10 protein-coding genes are annotated in these 15,762 nt (G+C 57.3%); 9 read left to right on the forward strand and 1 reads right to left on the reverse strand.

All coding sequences use genetic code 11. The features are described from left to right. Window positions 1–30: 30 nt before the first annotated feature. Window positions 31–516, reverse strand: a complete 486-nt coding sequence (locus P5W98_RS00630; protein ID WP_434718124.1) for a hypothetical protein — start codon at window positions 514–516, stop codon at window positions 31–33. Window positions 517–1,078: 562 nt separating this feature from the next. Between P5W98_RS00630 and P5W98_RS00635 the strand changes: the two genes are divergently transcribed. From P5W98_RS00635 to P5W98_RS00675, 9 genes are all read left to right on the forward strand, one after another. Further along, window positions 1,079–1,282 (forward strand): helix-turn-helix transcriptional regulator, encoded by a 204-nt coding sequence (locus P5W98_RS00635; RefSeq protein WP_434718125.1) that lies wholly within the window; start codon window positions 1,079–1,081, stop codon window positions 1,280–1,282. A gap of 258 nt (window positions 1,283–1,540) precedes the next feature. After that, window positions 1,541–2,050 carry a VUT family protein gene (locus P5W98_RS00640; RefSeq protein ID WP_434718126.1) on the forward strand — a complete coding sequence of 170 codons (510 nt, stop codon included), beginning with the start codon at window positions 1,541–1,543 and terminating at the stop codon, window positions 2,048–2,050. A 288-nt stretch (window positions 2,051–2,338) separates the two neighbouring features. Then, window positions 2,339–3,217 (forward strand): tyrosine-type recombinase/integrase, encoded by an 879-nt coding sequence (locus P5W98_RS00645; RefSeq protein ID WP_434718127.1) that lies wholly within the window; start codon window positions 2,339–2,341, stop codon window positions 3,215–3,217. An 8-nt stretch (window positions 3,218–3,225) separates the two neighbouring features. Beyond that, window positions 3,226–4,431, forward strand: coding sequence for an IS91 family transposase (locus tag P5W98_RS00650; RefSeq protein WP_434718128.1), 1,206 nt, complete (start codon window positions 3,226–3,228; stop codon window positions 4,429–4,431). 952 nt (window positions 4,432–5,383) lie between these two features. Further along, entirely contained in the window at window positions 5,384–8,620 is a 3,237-nt protein-coding gene (locus P5W98_RS00655; protein WP_434718129.1) for an SNF2-related protein, read from the forward strand. Window positions 8,621–8,933: 313 nt separating this feature from the next. Then, window positions 8,934–11,063 (forward strand): helicase-related protein, encoded by a 2,130-nt coding sequence (locus P5W98_RS00660; protein WP_434718130.1) that lies wholly within the window; start codon window positions 8,934–8,936, stop codon window positions 11,061–11,063. Continuing rightward, complete coding sequence (locus P5W98_RS00665; protein WP_434718131.1) at window positions 11,053–11,928, forward strand: hypothetical protein; 876 nt, start codon at window positions 11,053–11,055, stop codon at window positions 11,926–11,928. Before P5W98_RS00660 ends, P5W98_RS00665 begins: the two co-directional genes overlap by 11 nt. Before the next feature lie 8 nt (window positions 11,929–11,936). Beyond that, on the forward strand, window positions 11,937–15,086 hold the full coding sequence (locus P5W98_RS00670; RefSeq protein ID WP_434718132.1) for a hypothetical protein: 3,150 nt from the start codon (window positions 11,937–11,939) through the stop codon (window positions 15,084–15,086). After that, window positions 15,067–15,762 carry a hypothetical protein gene (locus P5W98_RS00675; protein ID WP_434718133.1) on the forward strand — a complete coding sequence of 232 codons (696 nt, stop codon included), beginning with the start codon at window positions 15,067–15,069 and terminating at the stop codon, window positions 15,760–15,762. The genes P5W98_RS00670 and P5W98_RS00675 overlap by 20 nt, the downstream gene beginning before the upstream one ends.

Consider the following 15,762-nt stretch of genomic DNA (forward strand, 5'->3'; position numbering starts at 1 on the left):
ATGAGGCGGTGCGCCCTGGAGCGCTCCCCGTTAGCGCCCGGCGACTGCCTGATTCCGCCTGCGCTCCACCGACTGAAAACTGGCGAGATTCGCGCGGGCATCCCACAGGGCGTGATGGCGGTGCCGGTGTTCGGTGAAGAACGTGTCGAGTTGCGCGGCGTCCAGCCGGGCCCAGATGTTCTCGGTCTTCCACCCCCTTCGCAGGGGGCCACCTATGAGGCGCTCGAGCAGTTCCCGGTCCCCCTCGTAGTCATAGCAGAGAATGGGGCGGTTGCGAACCGGAATGCTCCCAAGCCAGGCGCTGACTTCGCGGCGCAGCTGGTCGAGTGGCATGGCCCGTTGCTCCGGCACACCCAGTTGCGGTAACACCGTCTCGCGGACGAATTCGCTGCAGCTGGAAAGCTGAAAGTCGGTGGACTCGCCGTAAAACTCGACTCCGCTGTCGGCGACGAGCGCGATGCTGACGAGCTCACGGTCCGCGAAGTTGGTGAATTCCGTATCAACGAATACGCGCATAGATGTGTTCGCAAGCGGGGCCGGTCTGGTCAATGGCACGGCCTCCCGGGCACATTCACCGATGTGCGCAGCCGGCATGTCGCGGAGAGCGTCGTCAATGGGAGAGACCATTAGTATATGCGGGCCGCGCACCGATACCCAGCCATGCACATGGGGCGAAGCGTGTATTTGCGTCGCTCGCAGCAGGTTGTGGGTTCGAGGCGGCCAGCCAGCTTGCGGGAGACGGCATCACGGTGTTGCAACGCCAGCTTGAACAGGTGGCGGCGCCAGGGGGAGCCGGCTGGGCTTGCTTCGCGCGGTGGACCAACTAGCAGGCTGTCTTTTGTTAATATTTAGAACTGCATTTAATTTTTTATTTATTCAAAGATTAATTGGGAGTGTAATTCAAGATGCTTGACGATTTAATTGGAATGGCTAATAATGCGGCTATCGACGTTAATCGATAGCCGCCGGTCAGCCCGACACCGGCAGGCTTGAGGACAAATTTTTATAGCTGTATTTCCACGTGATTTCTCGTGGAGCGAGGACATATCTCCAAAGGGCGTTTTTATGGAGATGGTCAATGCAAACTGAGCATGACTCCCTGTTGCGTCTTCCGGAAGTGTTGGCGCTTATCCCCGTGTCACGTGCCACCTGGTATGCCGGTATAAAAACTGGCCGCTATCCACAACCGGTTTCCCTTGGCCCTCGCTGCTCGGCGTGGCGGGCCAGTGACATCCAGCGGTTGGTCAGTCAGGGTGTTGCAAGCCCACCGCTTACTCGCTGACGCATTGTCCGGAGGCTTTCGCGCAGGGTGCGAGCAGTCTCCAGGACTTGTACGGACGCCGATGGCGCACAGTCGATCACCGTGACTTTTTGGCCTGCACGCCATCGTTTGCGACCAAACTGCAAGAATTCGTCTGCTCCATGGCCGCAAGATTCCATGGTAAGTTGGGGAAAACTACTTGTCGGCAATAACGGTGCAAGTCACTCCCCACCTGCGCGTTTTGGCGTCGCGATCAATACAAGCGCCGCCGATCGCAGATTGAATTTCTTCACTTTCCTTTCTATGTACGTTTTGATCTATATCGCGGCCGTCGCCGCAGCAAACCTGAGCGTCGCTCACTTCGGCCCGGCGTCCACCCCTATCAACGCGTTCCTGCTGATTGGCCTCGACCTTGCCATCCGAGACCGCCTTCATCTCGACTGGCGTGGGCGCTCGCTGTGGGCGCGAATGTTCGTCCTGATCGCCGGCGCCGGCGTCGTCAGTTATATGCTAAATCCGGCGTCGGGCGTCATATCCTTGGCGTCGCTCGTCGCGTTTAGCGCGGCGGCCGTCGCGAGCGCGGCCGTGTTCCAAACTGCGCGGCGCTTTCCAGTTCTGACGCGCGCGAATGGCGCAAACGTTGCTGGTGCAGCAGTCGACTCTCTCATCTTCCCGATGATCGCGTTCGGCACGGTATTCCCGACGATCGCTGGACTCCAGTTCATTGCAAAGGTCGCCGGCGGCGCTGTCTGGTCGTGGGCCGTCTTCCGCAACACACGTACCGCCTAAGCCTAAGACCTCCTTACAAATCGTAGACTGATCGAATGGATCCGGATTGAGTCTTTCCGGAATTGCATTTACACCTATCGCCCACTACTGTTTACGCAAACCACACGTATTGACGGTTTTGTACTAACCCGCTGACGCGGGAGGGGGCGGTGAGCGAAGGTCTGTGGCTGACGTTTCGAGGGGTACGGTTTCCTACGGCAGACCCCGGCGAGGGGTGAGCGGCATCTCCAGGAGCAGTATGTGAACGCCCGGTTGGGCATTCCATCCACTGCTTCCAGGAGGTTCGCCATGACGCCACTTCGCCAACGCATGCTGCATGACATGCAGATCCGCAACCTTGCGGAGAACACCCAGACATCCTATCTGATTCAGGTATCCAGTTTTGCCCGCCACTTTCGTCGCTCCCCAGAACTGCTGGGCCCCGACGAGATACGGTCGTGGCTCATCTATCTCAGGGAGGAGCGCAAGCTCGCTCCCAGCAGCCTTGGTCCAGCGATTGGCGCACTGCGGTTTCTCTACCGCGTAACGCTCAAACGCGACTGGAGCGACGAGGACTTTCCACTACCGAAGAAGCCATTGAGACTCCCCGTCATTCTGAGCTCCGATGAGGTAAAGATCTTCTTCGACGCGATCCCCAGTCTGAAGCATCGGGCCATCCTGATGACCGCGTATGCTGCCGGTCTGCGAATTTCAGAAGTGGCGCACCTGAAGGCCACCGATATCGACAGCAAGCGCATGGTTATCCGTGTGAATCAGGGTAAAAACCGTAAGGATCGCTATGTAATGCTTTCGCCGCGCCTGCTTGATGTCCTGCGAACATACTGGCACGATGCTCATCCGCGCGACTGGCTTTTTCCTGGCGATATCCCCGGACGTCCGATCACCCCGACCGCGATCAGGCTGGCATGTAGCCTCGCGCGGGAGCGAAGCGGCATCCAGAAGCCAATATCCCCGCATTCCCTGAGGCATGCGTTTGCCACCCACCTGCTCGAAAACGGTACCGATGTTCGCAGGATCCAGCTTCTCATGGGGCACAGGTCCCTTGCAACTACTTCGAAGTACTTGAAAGTTGCAACCAGCACGGTGTGTGCTACCGCGAGCCCCTTCGATCTGCTCCCGCATCCCGAACCCATTCCGTCTGCGACCGCTGCACCCGAGTACTTCTGATCGCAGTCATGCGCCCAGCGCTCGAAGTGGCGGATATTTTCCGTCAAAGCGGAGCGATCTTTCGGCAAGCCCATGCCGAAGCGATCAGTCGTGCCCAGCGTCGCGTGATGAGCGCCATCGAGCTATGCCGTACCGCCGCGCTTGGCGCCCATCTCGAACAGTGCGATGCCTGCGGACATCAGCGCATCAGTTACGACTCATGCCGCAACAGGCATTGCCCAAAGTGCCAGTCGCTCGCGCGTGCACAGTGGCTCGAACGCCGGCACGCCGAACTGCTTCCACGGGTGGAGTACTTCCATGTCGTCTTCACACTGCCCGAATCCATCGCGGCTCTCGCGTACCAGAACAAACGCGTGCTTTACGACATACTGTTCCGCGCGAGCGCCGAGACGCTGCGCACGATCGCCGCCGATCCGAAACACCTGGGCGCCGAGATCGGCTTCCTCACTATCCTGCACACGTGGGGGCAGAATCTCTTGCACCACCCGCACGTGCATTGTGTCGTGCCCGGTGGTGGCATCTCCCCGGACGGCGAACGCTGGATCGCCTGCCGCCCCGGCTTCTTCCTGCCCGTGCGGGTACTCTCGCGGCTGTTCCGGCGGCTCTTTCTCGACGAGCTGTGCCGCGCCTTCGACGCTGGCATGCTGCGTTTCCACGGCCAGCTCGAGCCGCTGCATGATGCCCGCGCGTTCGCTGCCTGGCTTGCGCCAGCTGCCAGGTCGGAGTGGGTCGTCTATGCCAAGCCACCGTTTGGCGGTGCCGAACACGTGCTCGATTACCTGGGCCGCTACACCCATCGCGTGGCCATCTCCAATAACCGGCTGCTCGCCTTCGACGGGCGCAGCGTACAGTTCCGGTGGAAGGACTACCGGCACGAGTCCAGGCAAAGGTGCATGACGCTCACGGCTGACCAATTCATTCGCCGCTTCCTGCTGCATGTACTACCTGACGGCTTCAAGCGCATCCGCAGCTACGGGTGGCTCGCCAACTGCCACCGTGCCGACAAGCTTGCCACCTGCAGGCGGCTGCTCGGTGTCGAGGCTCCCGCTGCTTCGCCCGCCGAGCCCGGGGAAGACTACCGCGACCGCTACCAGCGACTCACTGGCAAGTCACTACGCGACTGCCCCGTATGCGGCAAGGGACACATGCACCGCATCGAGGATATGCCCGGCAGCCTGCCACGGGCCCCACCAGGTCACCACCATGCGCGCTAGTTGCCACCGCACCTGTTTCAGTACACGTTCGCCTGTCCTGTGGAGGCCAGCGCGGCCAGACTCGTGCCTTCGATCTGCCAGCTCAGCAGCAAACTCCCAAAAGGCGGGGAACTTGCCTGTTCACGCGCACATTCCCGCTTCCTTTGCGCGTAACGCTTCGCACTCTTGCTGGAAATCCATGTCTGATAGCTCCCGCACGACGTCACAAACTACCGCAGTGGTCATTCAATGCCCATAGCGGCCACCGCCTGTGGAGCGGCTTACTACAAACATTTTTTTGATTACCGGTCGCGGATCCGGTCCGACGACATGGTGATGCGCTGGTTGCCGCGACCGCCAACCAAAAAAATCTCTGCCTTACCTATTGCGCATAAGTCAAGCGCGAACTCGACGACAGAAAGCGGCAGCATCAAATGCAGACGTGACTCACACCTTCTCGCGGGGGCGACACTTTGGGGAGGTTGCTGATCTTAGCCCTTCTGGAAAGCCACCAGAGCAGTTCTGATTCTCACGGTCGCCCGGCCTTCATTGGCTTGCAAACCTTCGATTCTGCCGCGCGCAGATCGATGATTGCCGTCGGGTACGGCGGGGCGATTTGGCTAGCCGCCCGGACTCGCTGTTCGCGATAGCCGTCGAATTCCGAAATTTGGGTACCAAGGTGTTCGACTCGCGTGTTGGAGCGTTGTGTTCGAGTCAGATTCAAGACAAAAGTGTCGGCAAAAGGCGTAACGGATCTCGGAACATGCTTTTTAGCGAAATGTGGCCCCTCCCGCACTGTTATAGTTCTCACTCAGACGCGAAACGTGGACTCCGGCTTATTTTGCGATGTGGAGTCGCCGTGTTCGTGCTGACGGGGGATTGGGTGGCTAAACCAGTTCAAGCTTTTGTCAGAAAAGCATTGGTCGCTCGGGTTGTCGGGCCGGTTAAACGATAATAAACAAGGAGATTCCCTTTGCCAGATCTCGAGGGACTCGTCTTCAACAATCGCCAATTTGGATACTGCAAGGTCGTTGACCACCAGGGCCGCCAAGTGAAGATTCGGTTCTGTGGCACCGACCGAGAGGCTTGGTATACCTTAGATGCACTCCTCAATGGCAAGGACTTCAAGTGGACGCCTCTGCCGACAGGCCTGCGGTGCCTAGTGGAGGGGCGTGGGGAATGCCTTATTGTTCGAGCCCCTTTTGAGCCCAGCCAAGAGATCCAAGTCCATGAATACGCTGTTGAGTTTGATTCGCAAGGCAGAGAATCTGCGAATCTAACTGAACGTGATCTGTGGCCTATTCCGGGCAGCTTGACGGAAACTCCCCTGACAAGGCTTGTTGGCTTACAGGTAGACCCTTGGATGCATTTCAAGGCCCGAGAGGATCTAATCGGAGCGCTAACGTACCTGCACCGCGAGACTGCCGGAATCCATGCTCTAGCTGCCAGTCGGATCCAGCTACTAGCACATCAGGCGTTCGTAATTGGTTCGGTGATTGACGATGCGTCATGGCGCTATATCCTGGCCGACGAGGTTGGGCTGGGCAAGACCGTCGAGGCCGGAGCCATTGCGCACGAGTTATTGTCGACCCAGCCCGCAGCGCGTGTGCTCGTTCTGACTCCTGGAGCACTGTCCCGCCAGTGGCTCTGCGAGATGCATCTCTCCTTCGGTGGGCGCGATTTCAAGCTAGCGGATCTGCACGATGCCCACCACTGTGATTGGAAGGGCTGGTCACGCGTGATCTGCTCCTTGAAGCTAGCCACACATGTTCACTCGACCAGCCTCCATGCCCAACATTGGGATCTCATCATCGTCGACGAAGCGCACCACTTGCTATGGAATCGTACTCAGTATGACTTCGTGAAGACACTGAGCGCCGAGGCCGGTGGTATTTTGCTTTTAAGCGCAGTGCCCGCGCGGGAGCGCGAACAAGAATTGCTTCGCCTTCTACAGTTAATCGAACCGACGGCTTATGCGGACGGAACAGTAAAAGCAGCGAGGTTTGCGGAACTATACCGCGAGCAATCGACAATTGGACGGCGTTTGCGAATTCTTTCCAACCGCCTCGACAACGAGACCATCGCCGCCCCGGAGATTCTTCAGGCGGCTCAGCGCCTTATCGATACGCCGATCATGAGATCGGATGCACTATTGCTGGACCGACTTGAACAAGCGCGCAGAGCGGAACAAGTGGTTGACTTGGCAAACGCGTGCCGCGCTCTGCGCGATGATGTCGCCTCTCGATATCGCATTAGCCGACGCATCCTCAAGAATCGCCGCTCACAACTATTGGATCAGGCTTTGCTGGTTGGTGTGGAGCGGCGCCTAGAAACAAGGTGGTACAAACCTAAACGCCTCGAAGCAACCGTTGAGGAGACGTTGCTGGAAGTAATGAACGGCGCAGCGGACGCAGGTGCACCACGCGACGCTCTACATGTGTTTTTTCGTAAAGCGGCACCTGCACTGTGCGACCCGGTGGCGTTGATGGAAGTGGCAAGCTCGCTGTGCTTCAATGCCGACGAGGATGCACAAGCTCTCGGGGTGCTTGATCCGTCGGCCGTTCTCGACTACGACGATCACAGTACGCTTCTCGAACAAGCCTGTGCCGCCCTGGCACCGTTCATCGACAGACAAGTGGCTGAAAGATTGCGATCACTCGCCGTTGCGTGGGTAGAAGCCGAATCTGTACCTTCGCGCGTCGACAAACTGATTGAAGCGTTGGACGAGTTGCAAGAGCGAGGTTGTGCGAAGATCTTGGTGTTCGCAGGCACCTTGGGAGCTGCCGAACTTGTCGTAGAGCAACTACAGCAGCGCTACGGTGAGCAAGCGGTGGGTGAGTTTCGTCACGACTTGGGCGACGATCGAAAGGAAAGCGAGGTAACGCGTTTTCGCCGAGATGCCGCATGTCGCCTGCTGGTAAGCGACGAGTCGGGCGGTGAAGGGCGCAATTTCCAGTTCGCATCAGCACTCGTGCACTTCGACATGCCTTGGTCGGTTGCGGCAGTGGAACAGCGTATAGGTCGACTGGACCGAATTGGAAGAACGGATCCAGTGCTGAGCGTTGTGATTGCAGCGCAGGCGTCGATCGAAAGCGAGTGGATTCGCTGCTTGGAACAGGGGTTCGAAGTATTTACCCGTTCAATTAGCGGTCTGGAGTTCATGCTGCGCGAAACAGAGCATGATGTGATCGAGAGCGTTATCCGTGGCGGTGCTGCTGCCCTCGAGTCCATGATCGCAGAAGTCCAAGCGGCAAGTCAGCAGGAGCGGGCGTCGGACGATGCGGAGGCTCTCACCGACTTCGCTTCCATGAATAAGGGACGCCGCTACTTCCACACTGCGGATCACAAGGCTGATGCACTATTAGACGCATCCTTTCCGAGGTATTTCCGTACTATCGCCATCAGCGACGCGGCAAAAAGGGTAACCGATCAGCGCGACTTCAATCTGAAGATCTGGCGTTTTAGGCCGGAAGACATTACCCAGTTGCAGTTGCCTGGGGTCTATCGCGATCCCAATGGTCAACTTCAGGATCACTACGGCATTTTCTTGCGAAATGTCGCACGTGACCGGCCAGATCTTGAGTTCTTCTCCACTGGCAATGGACTTTTCGATGCCGTCTGCGCAGTGGCGAAGACGAATATCAAAGACAGGACGTTTGCCGTTCAAATTGCCAGCGACGATGCTCCCGCGGGGCTTTTTCTACTGGTTACTTGGTGTGTGATTCCCGGTGCCAGTCCTGAGCAGGCCGCCGGACTTGGTCGCGCGGTGCGTCATCTGTATGGGCGTCGTATCCAGGTGTTGATGAATGCTGACACGTCCGTGGTCGTAGACCGCGTGACTACACAAGGCTTAATTGCCAACGTATTTTCCGAGGACTCGTCGGCAACGGATTTGCACGCGAAAATTCTTACTCGCATGGAACCACGCTTGGACACATGGCCAACGCAATTGGCAAGCCTGGCTGAGTTGTCTCGTGCGCAGGCTAAAAACGACAACAAAGAACTCTTTGTTGGCATAGATGCCGTTTTCTACGACGGGTTAGCGTTTGAGATGGCTCAATGGCGGCAAGTGAGCGACAGCGACGAACAGAATCTGATCCACGCATTGGAAGCAAGCCGAGTCGCGGTACAGAATCCTCTGTTTGAACTGGACTCAATCGGTATCGTACACGTTGTGAATTTCACCCATGACACCCCTGCTAGTTCTTGAACACGTGCTCCGCCAAGGACGGTCCCCGTCCCAGGAGGTCCATCATTTGGAAGAGACGTGGGGGCTTCGCCATGCGGTGCACCGCCTAGTTAATGCACTACGAGAGTCTGAGTTTGGGCTCGATCACGCTGTGTTACTACGCCAGTGTCTGCGACTTCTACTGCCCACACAGCACCTAGTAGTCGAATCGGTTGCCCAAGCCGTATCCAGATACCTGGGAATGGTGGGAGTACGAAGGCGAATCGACGGCACTGTGGAGGCCATTCCTTTCATTCCCTCATGGTTGCCAGAGGCTCAGACCGGTGGCGTAGACGTGCCTGCCCTTGATCGCGTGCTGGAAGACGAATTGCTTCCTGGTGAGGTCTGGCTGAATCGGCGACTGGGCAAGAACACATGGCGCTCGCAAGCACAACGCGAAGCGACTTGGAAAGCGTTGACCGCGCCAATTAACTCGACCCTGCTCGTTGGACTTCCCACCGGCGCTGGCAAGAGCTTGGTTTATCAGGTGTGCGCTGCCTTTGAGGCAGGACTGACGGTGGTTGTAGTTCCGACGGTCGCCTTGGGCATGGATCAAATTAAGTCGCTGCGTGCGACGCCGATCTCTCAGCAACTTGACCCGAGGCTCTACGCCGCCGATGACAACTCACTGGAGGTCCTCGAGGCAGTTAGCATGCGCAAGTGCCGATTACTGATCACCTCGCCTGAAGCCATCGTGGCCGGGCGCCTCGGCGCACTGTTGGACCAATTGTCAAAAGAGGGGTGGTTGGGCCGATTCGTGGTTGACGAAGCTCACATTGTTGAATCATGGGGCGCGAGTTTTCGTGTTGAGTTTCAACTGCTCGGCGCCCGCTTGCGGTCGTGGCGCGCAACTGCTCCAAGCGGCATCCGAACCTTACTGTTGTCCGCGACCTTCTCAGATGGCACGCCCAAAGTGCTGCGCGGGTTATTCGGTGACGACAACTCGCCTTGGAGCCAATACGTTATCACGCGGTTACGACCAGAGATTCACTACTTCTCACCGGGTAAATCAATTCGCGCAGACGAGCAGGAGAAAGCCGTCGCCGATGCCCTTTTGCACTTGCCCCGCCCCGCAATCCTGTACGTAACGGAACGCAAGGATGCCGACCTTTGGGTCGAACGCTTGCAAGAACTGGGATTTCGACGGATCGCGTGCTTTCACGGCGACACATCCAAGCGGGACCGAGATCGGATCTTGGACGCTTGGCGCGACGATCAACTGGATCTAGTCGTGGCCACCTCGGCGTTCGGCATGGGCGTCGATAAACCGGATGTCCGTGCCGTGGTGCATGCCTGCTTTCCCGAAAACATCGATCGGTTCTATCAGGAGGTCGGGCGTGGTGGTCGGGATGGAGCGGCGAGTGTCTCCGTAACACTGTGGACTCCCGAAGACCGGGAGACTGGTGCTTCAATGGGCCCCACACTGCTCTCCGACGAGATCAAGATTCGGGGGCGTTGGGAAGCGCTGTGGCGGGGCAAGGAGACGACCAATGCGCCTGGCACTTTCAAAGTACCACTCGATGCTGTACCCAACTATCGCTTGCACGTACGAAATTACGATGAGAGTGTCACATGGAACAAGCGTCTCTTGCTTATGATGGCGCGCGCCGGCCTTCTACGGGTCACCGGCTTGGAAATACGTCGGCCCGACAATGGAGCAGAACCACAAGAGTGGGCGATGCTACAGATGTTTCGCCAAACTCCCGACCTGGCGCAACAACTTCCAAATCTGCTAAGGGAAAGTCGAACGGTGGAGGTAAATGCACTTAAGACTTCCCTGCAACGGCTTAACGAACTACTGACAAATAGCGCCCCCGCTTGTCGAGTTCTGCGGCAACATTACGGCACTCACACCTACCGCGCTTGTGGTTCGTGCGCGTCATGCCGCCACGGTTTCGAACAACCAGCATCTGCGATGCCACTGCGCTTGCTGACTCAGCATGAACTGACACATCCCAAGGTTGACATCGTATATGGCCCGGCGACCAGTTTCGCCAAGGGCGAAGAACGAATCCTGCTGGCATTACGTCGAGTTATGTCCGAGGGCCTATGTTGGCGATTTTTTACTAGTGAGTGCTTCTTCGACACAGCAAAACGTATGGTTGAGCGGGCTTGCGGGCAGGTCGGAACTCCGTATCGACTGGATCTATTGACCGGCGACAGTGCGGCATCGATTCGCCCCGAAGAGATTGTCATATGCCTGCATGCGCAGATTATCGATGCGCAATCGCCGCGACTGCATTCGCGAGGTGCACTGTGCGCCCATTGGCTGCTTGGGGCATCCCAAGAAGATTCCGACGGCCGCTGGCCATTCATGCACGAGCAGCAGTCGCGATTGTTCACAGGCCAAGAAGCATTGAACGACTGGATCTCTAGTCGGATGCAGCTGCGCCAACTACCCGGAGTTATTCAAGGTGTTCATTGATAAACCGACCGTGCCGGTCCAGTTGGAAGTGGTGCTCGACCTGCTATATGCAATTCGACAGAAGAGCGCGACAGCCGAGTCGGTAAGGGCGCTATTGCAACCTCAAGGGCTTCCAGGGCTCACCAACAAGAGCAATCAGGCGCATCTTCACCTGAATGCGGCCAAGGAGTTGGGCCTTGTGGCAGAAGAGGACGAGGGTAATCTGCGACTCAACTATGCAGTGCGCAATGATAGACCTACGCCACGTGAAGCCATTCTCGACGCGTTCGATCGCGTGGCCCTAGGATCACCTGATGTGGAGCCTTGGTTTGGACGGCTTTACAGCTACGTGATTATGCAGTTAAACGACTGCGTTCCTACAGGTGAACCGGTACGGGTCCAATTGGCCAGCGATTTTAACGCGGGTTTGGCCGACCACATTGAAAAAAGGAACCCGCTCAACTCTACCAAGCTCACCCACTACTTGCGCTGGTACGTCTATGTTGGTTTGGGCTGGTTTGACCCAATGGGACGATTCATCCCCGATCCAACCGAGCGATTGAGACGGGCTCTCCCCAACATCTTTTCGGACCAGCGACGTTTGGACGCAGCACCTTTCATGTCTGCCTTGGCGGTGGCCTGTCCCGAACTCGATGGGGGATCGCTCTTTATGGACATGAGCAGCGGCCGCTACGATTTCGCGGCGCGAAGTTGCAGTCGTGCATTGGCCGTTGGGTTGCGCAACCTCCATGAGGACGGCGTAATTCGCTTGGAGTGCCCGAAGGACAGCATGGGGTGGGGTTTGGAGCGCGGTGGTTCGGTACGTGTTCCAGGCCTTCTCGATTCTGACCGATTTGACCGTGTGTCCTTGCTGCAACGGAACTGACGATACGTATGAAACCTGAACTCATGCCGAGATCACCTGGTGATCCTTGCTGGCGACTGGCCACCGTCGAAGCGCAGCTTTCGCCCATTGCGCAACTCAGCAATGCACGAACGGACTGGTTTCTTGCTACCCATTCGCCGATCCGCTGCAGAACCGCAAGCAATGACGAACTCTCCGAGGCGGAACTGTTTCAAAAACTGTTCCACTCCGCAGCACCGGAACAATTGGTCGTTATCAAGGGATCACCTGGTGCAGGAAAGTCACAACTTATCAATTGGCTGCGACTGCGTTTTGAAGACGCACTGTCCCGAGGTGAAGTTCGCGACGCGAATTCTGGCAATTTGCGGACCGTCCTGATCCGTCGCCGCTCGGGTAGTCTAAAGGACGCGCTCGAGCAACTCGTCGATCAGTTGCCGGAGTATGAGCGATTCCTCGCGGACGTGAAAACTGCGATCGCGGAGATATCCAGTGAACAGGCTAGGCGCAAACTGTCGTTCGAAATCTCAACTGTCCTATATGGTCGACAGCAAAGGGGCGAACTGCCCAACGATCTACAATATCTGTTTCAACTATTTCAGGATCTGCGATCGCTAGAGTGGATGTGCCGACCGGGTGGCGCCATTGACCGCAATATCCAGCGTCTGACGAATGAAAGTGACGTCCAGACTCGAGAGAGCCTTCCAGAGTTCACGGCTGACGAATTCGATTTCAGACGCGTGAGACGAGGCCGCGATGTCGACACTTTGATGCTGGATATGCTGGAGGAGGAAGACTCTCTGCGCGTGCAAGCAGCCGATATTGTTAATACTGTCTTGCGTGAGGCCCTCGCGAACGTTACAGGCATCAAAGGCCAAACCTTGCATGAGATCTTTCGCAACATTCGCCGTGCAATGTTTGACGCTGGGGAAGACCTTGCACTTTTCGTCGAAGACGTATCTACGATGTCCATTCTCGACGAAGAGTTGGTGAATGCACTTGAACCGCAAGGCGACTCCGGACTATGTCGGATGCTTAGCGTCCTCGGGATGACCCTTCCGGCCTACAACCGCCTGCAAGAGAACAAGAAGGAGCGGATCGCTCTTGCTCTGGAAATACAGGGCGATTTGGGACACCTGGGCCCACTGGCCGACGCAGAACAGGCTGACCGCTTCGTCGCTCGCTATCTCAACGCACTCAGAGTTGGCGAAGGCGAACTCCCTATGCTTGCGGAAGATCGTCGACTGCATGACGAAGTCCGCCACAGTGCCTGTGATGGCTGTGACTTGCAGGAGTCCTGCTTTGAAAGCTTTGGCAGCGTGAATCTCGGCGACGTTCAGATAGGTCTCTACCCGTTGTCAAATGGTGCGACCTTCCGCCTGCTCGAGGGACTCGATGCACCCGATAGCAGTCGCAACCCCCGTGGTCTGCTGCAGCGAGTAGTTCGCCCATTGCTTGATACTTTCGGAAGTGCAACACTTCGCAGATCGAGTTCTATGGGCATCGATCTCAAGCCCTTTCCACCAACGGACCTCGCGCAATTAAATGAAGTCATGCTGGGTGGTTGGGACCACAGTGAACGGAGCCGATTGTCGTACCTAACGTGGTACTGGACGGGTGCGCGCGAACTGAGCGTTGGAGCTTTAAAGCTTGCACCCATGCTGCCTTGGCTCGGTTTGCCTCGATTCAGCGGCAAGGTCCGCAACCGACAGCAGGAGAACGACTCGCAGACCGCATCGACGGGTCAAGATAGCACGCACCCCGCCACTGGGGGAGGTTCGCCCCCTCTGAAACCTCCTATTGCCCCACCTCCCCCAGGTCCTGGAGTAACCACCATTCCAGTGCCGCTGGAAAAGGCGCGACAACATCTGCAGAGTTGGTTCGACCAAGGAAAGAACTTGGAATCGGATGCCGATTTTCGCGAGCTCCTGCTGAAAGTCGTCAAAACATCCCTTTACGAGGAGGGGGTGCGAACGCCTTCGTTCGCGATGCGCCAGCGCAGTTCCGTTAAGGTTTCAAACATTGTGATCGATGGGATGGTCTCCAAAATCGGCGCGGCCAGTAAGGTTCGCTTTCGGTTTGCTCGTGACGAGTCGACTTACAGCCTCTTGTTTGCACTTTTGGATTACAAATATTTAGGTCGTGAGTCTTGGGAGTTCGACGGAAGTGTCTCTCACCAACGCATTTATTCCCGCTGGATAGCTCGCCACCGGAAGACGATGCTCGATGCCTACCATGTTGTCGAGTGCCCCCCGGACGATGCGCAGAACTTCGCAGCAGCCTTCTTGGTCATGGCCTACCGCTTCTGCAAGCGAACGGCGCTTCCCAGCGACACCGCCTCGGCGACTTCCTTGCTGACCTCGTTCGAGGCGACAGAACCGTGCGTCATCTCGCCTTTGGCACAAAGGATAGCCGCCGATGCTCGCGATCGCGTCCAGAAGATTAAAGGCTTCCTCCTCGCCGAACTTAATGTACCTCAGGGCGAGACGGGCTCGGTCAATTTTATCGACCCGCGCTGCATCATCAAGGCTGTGGGACAACAACGGTTTGCAACGCGACTGCCGGAGTTCACCGACCCTGCTGCTGAAACGGATTATCCCGAAGTGTACCGTCTATGCCAATCTGTGTGGCGTGATCTACCCGCCGCATTGGATGCCGAGCACGCGGCAATCACCGCAATGTTGGAGGAGCTAAGAAGCACCGCGCACCGATGGGCCATCGATGCCGATGAAAGCGAAGAAGGAGGCGACGAACTGATGCAGGCGATGCGGATATTTCTTCAGTCTGCACGTGCAGTATTGAAGGCTTGTAATGGCGCAGGCCACAGCATTGGAAACCCCGAATTGGAGGGACGGATTCTCGAACTTGCGCCCGCTAAGGTGAACGCTTGGATTAACTGTGTGCCCCTAGCACGTGAGGTTCAAGCCGCGGAATCGGAAGCAGTGCTCTCGTTCGACATGGCCTCACTGCTAAAGCTGAGCGGATTTGTGAAAGACATTGACCTAGTGATGAGAAAGTTGGCCGAGGATATGGAAAATCGCATGGCGGACGTTGTCACACAAGAGGACGTCGAGACGGAACGCTCTCGCGCCCAAGGCGCCGTGCACGCAATGCTCGCCCTTGTCACACGTACACCCACGACCACGCAGCAGGAGGGCCAGAGTGTCGACCCGGTCCAATAAGCTGCAGCGTTTGGCCAAGCAGTTCGAGGCCGAGCCTAGACAAACAGAACTCCGGCAGTTGAAAGTGCAGCTCGCCACGGTGGCTGACTCGGTCGATCAGCAGGTGCGAGATCTCATGCAGACCTTCGATCGATTGCGGGTGCTGAAGGAGGTACAGTTCCAACCGGATCTACTTCGCGACGACGTCGATCGTTTCCTGGCTTCCGCCAGAACGAACACGCAGGCATTGGTGCGGATTACGCAGGCGAATGAGAGCCATCATGCACGCGTTTCAGTGCCCCTCGACAACCTCACCAAGTCAGCTCGCGCACTGGCCGACGCAATTCGGCAAGCGTGGGAATTGGCTAACCAGGACGAAGTAGAGAAAACAGTGGCGTTCATAGCCTTAACGGCGTCGTACGACCCGGAAGCTCAGCAAGCTTTGCAGGTAGCACTGCGCCGTTTCAAGGCGGTCGATGTTGCCAATGGCAAAAGTGGAGTTTCGGCATATTGCGAAGCCCGCGAGGCACTCGACCACGCAAGAAAGTCGCTGAATATTCCTGGCGCCGTTGGGCAGTTTCTGCAGGATGCGCTGCATGGCAAAGGCTCCGCGCGGATGTTGGGTGATCCACAAGTGCAAGAATTTTTGAACAAGCACCCAGTGCTGTGGACCAAGATGTTGGTCAAGCTGGGCTAG

The sequence above is a fragment of the Paraburkholderia sp. A1BS-2L genome, assembly GCF_051125205.1.
Classification (GTDB): Bacteria; Pseudomonadota; Gammaproteobacteria; order Burkholderiales; family Burkholderiaceae; genus Paraburkholderia.

Bases quoted from the DNA above. Each gene is read 5' to 3' on its own strand.
- P5W98_RS00630 (WP_434718124.1), bottom strand. From the start codon at position 516: ATGCGCGTATTCGTTGATACGGAATTCACCAACTTCGCGGACCGTGAG.
- P5W98_RS00635 (WP_434718125.1), top strand. From the start codon at position 1,079: ATGCAAACTGAGCATGACTCCCTGTTGCGTCTTCCGGAAGTGTTGGCG.
- P5W98_RS00645 (WP_434718127.1), top strand. From the start codon at position 2,339: ATGACGCCACTTCGCCAACGCATGCTGCATGACATGCAGATCCGCAAC.
- P5W98_RS00650 (WP_434718128.1), top strand. From the start codon at position 3,226: ATGCGCCCAGCGCTCGAAGTGGCGGATATTTTCCGTCAAAGCGGAGCG.
- P5W98_RS00670 (WP_434718132.1), top strand. From the start codon at position 11,937: ATGAAACCTGAACTCATGCCGAGATCACCTGGTGATCCTTGCTGGCGA.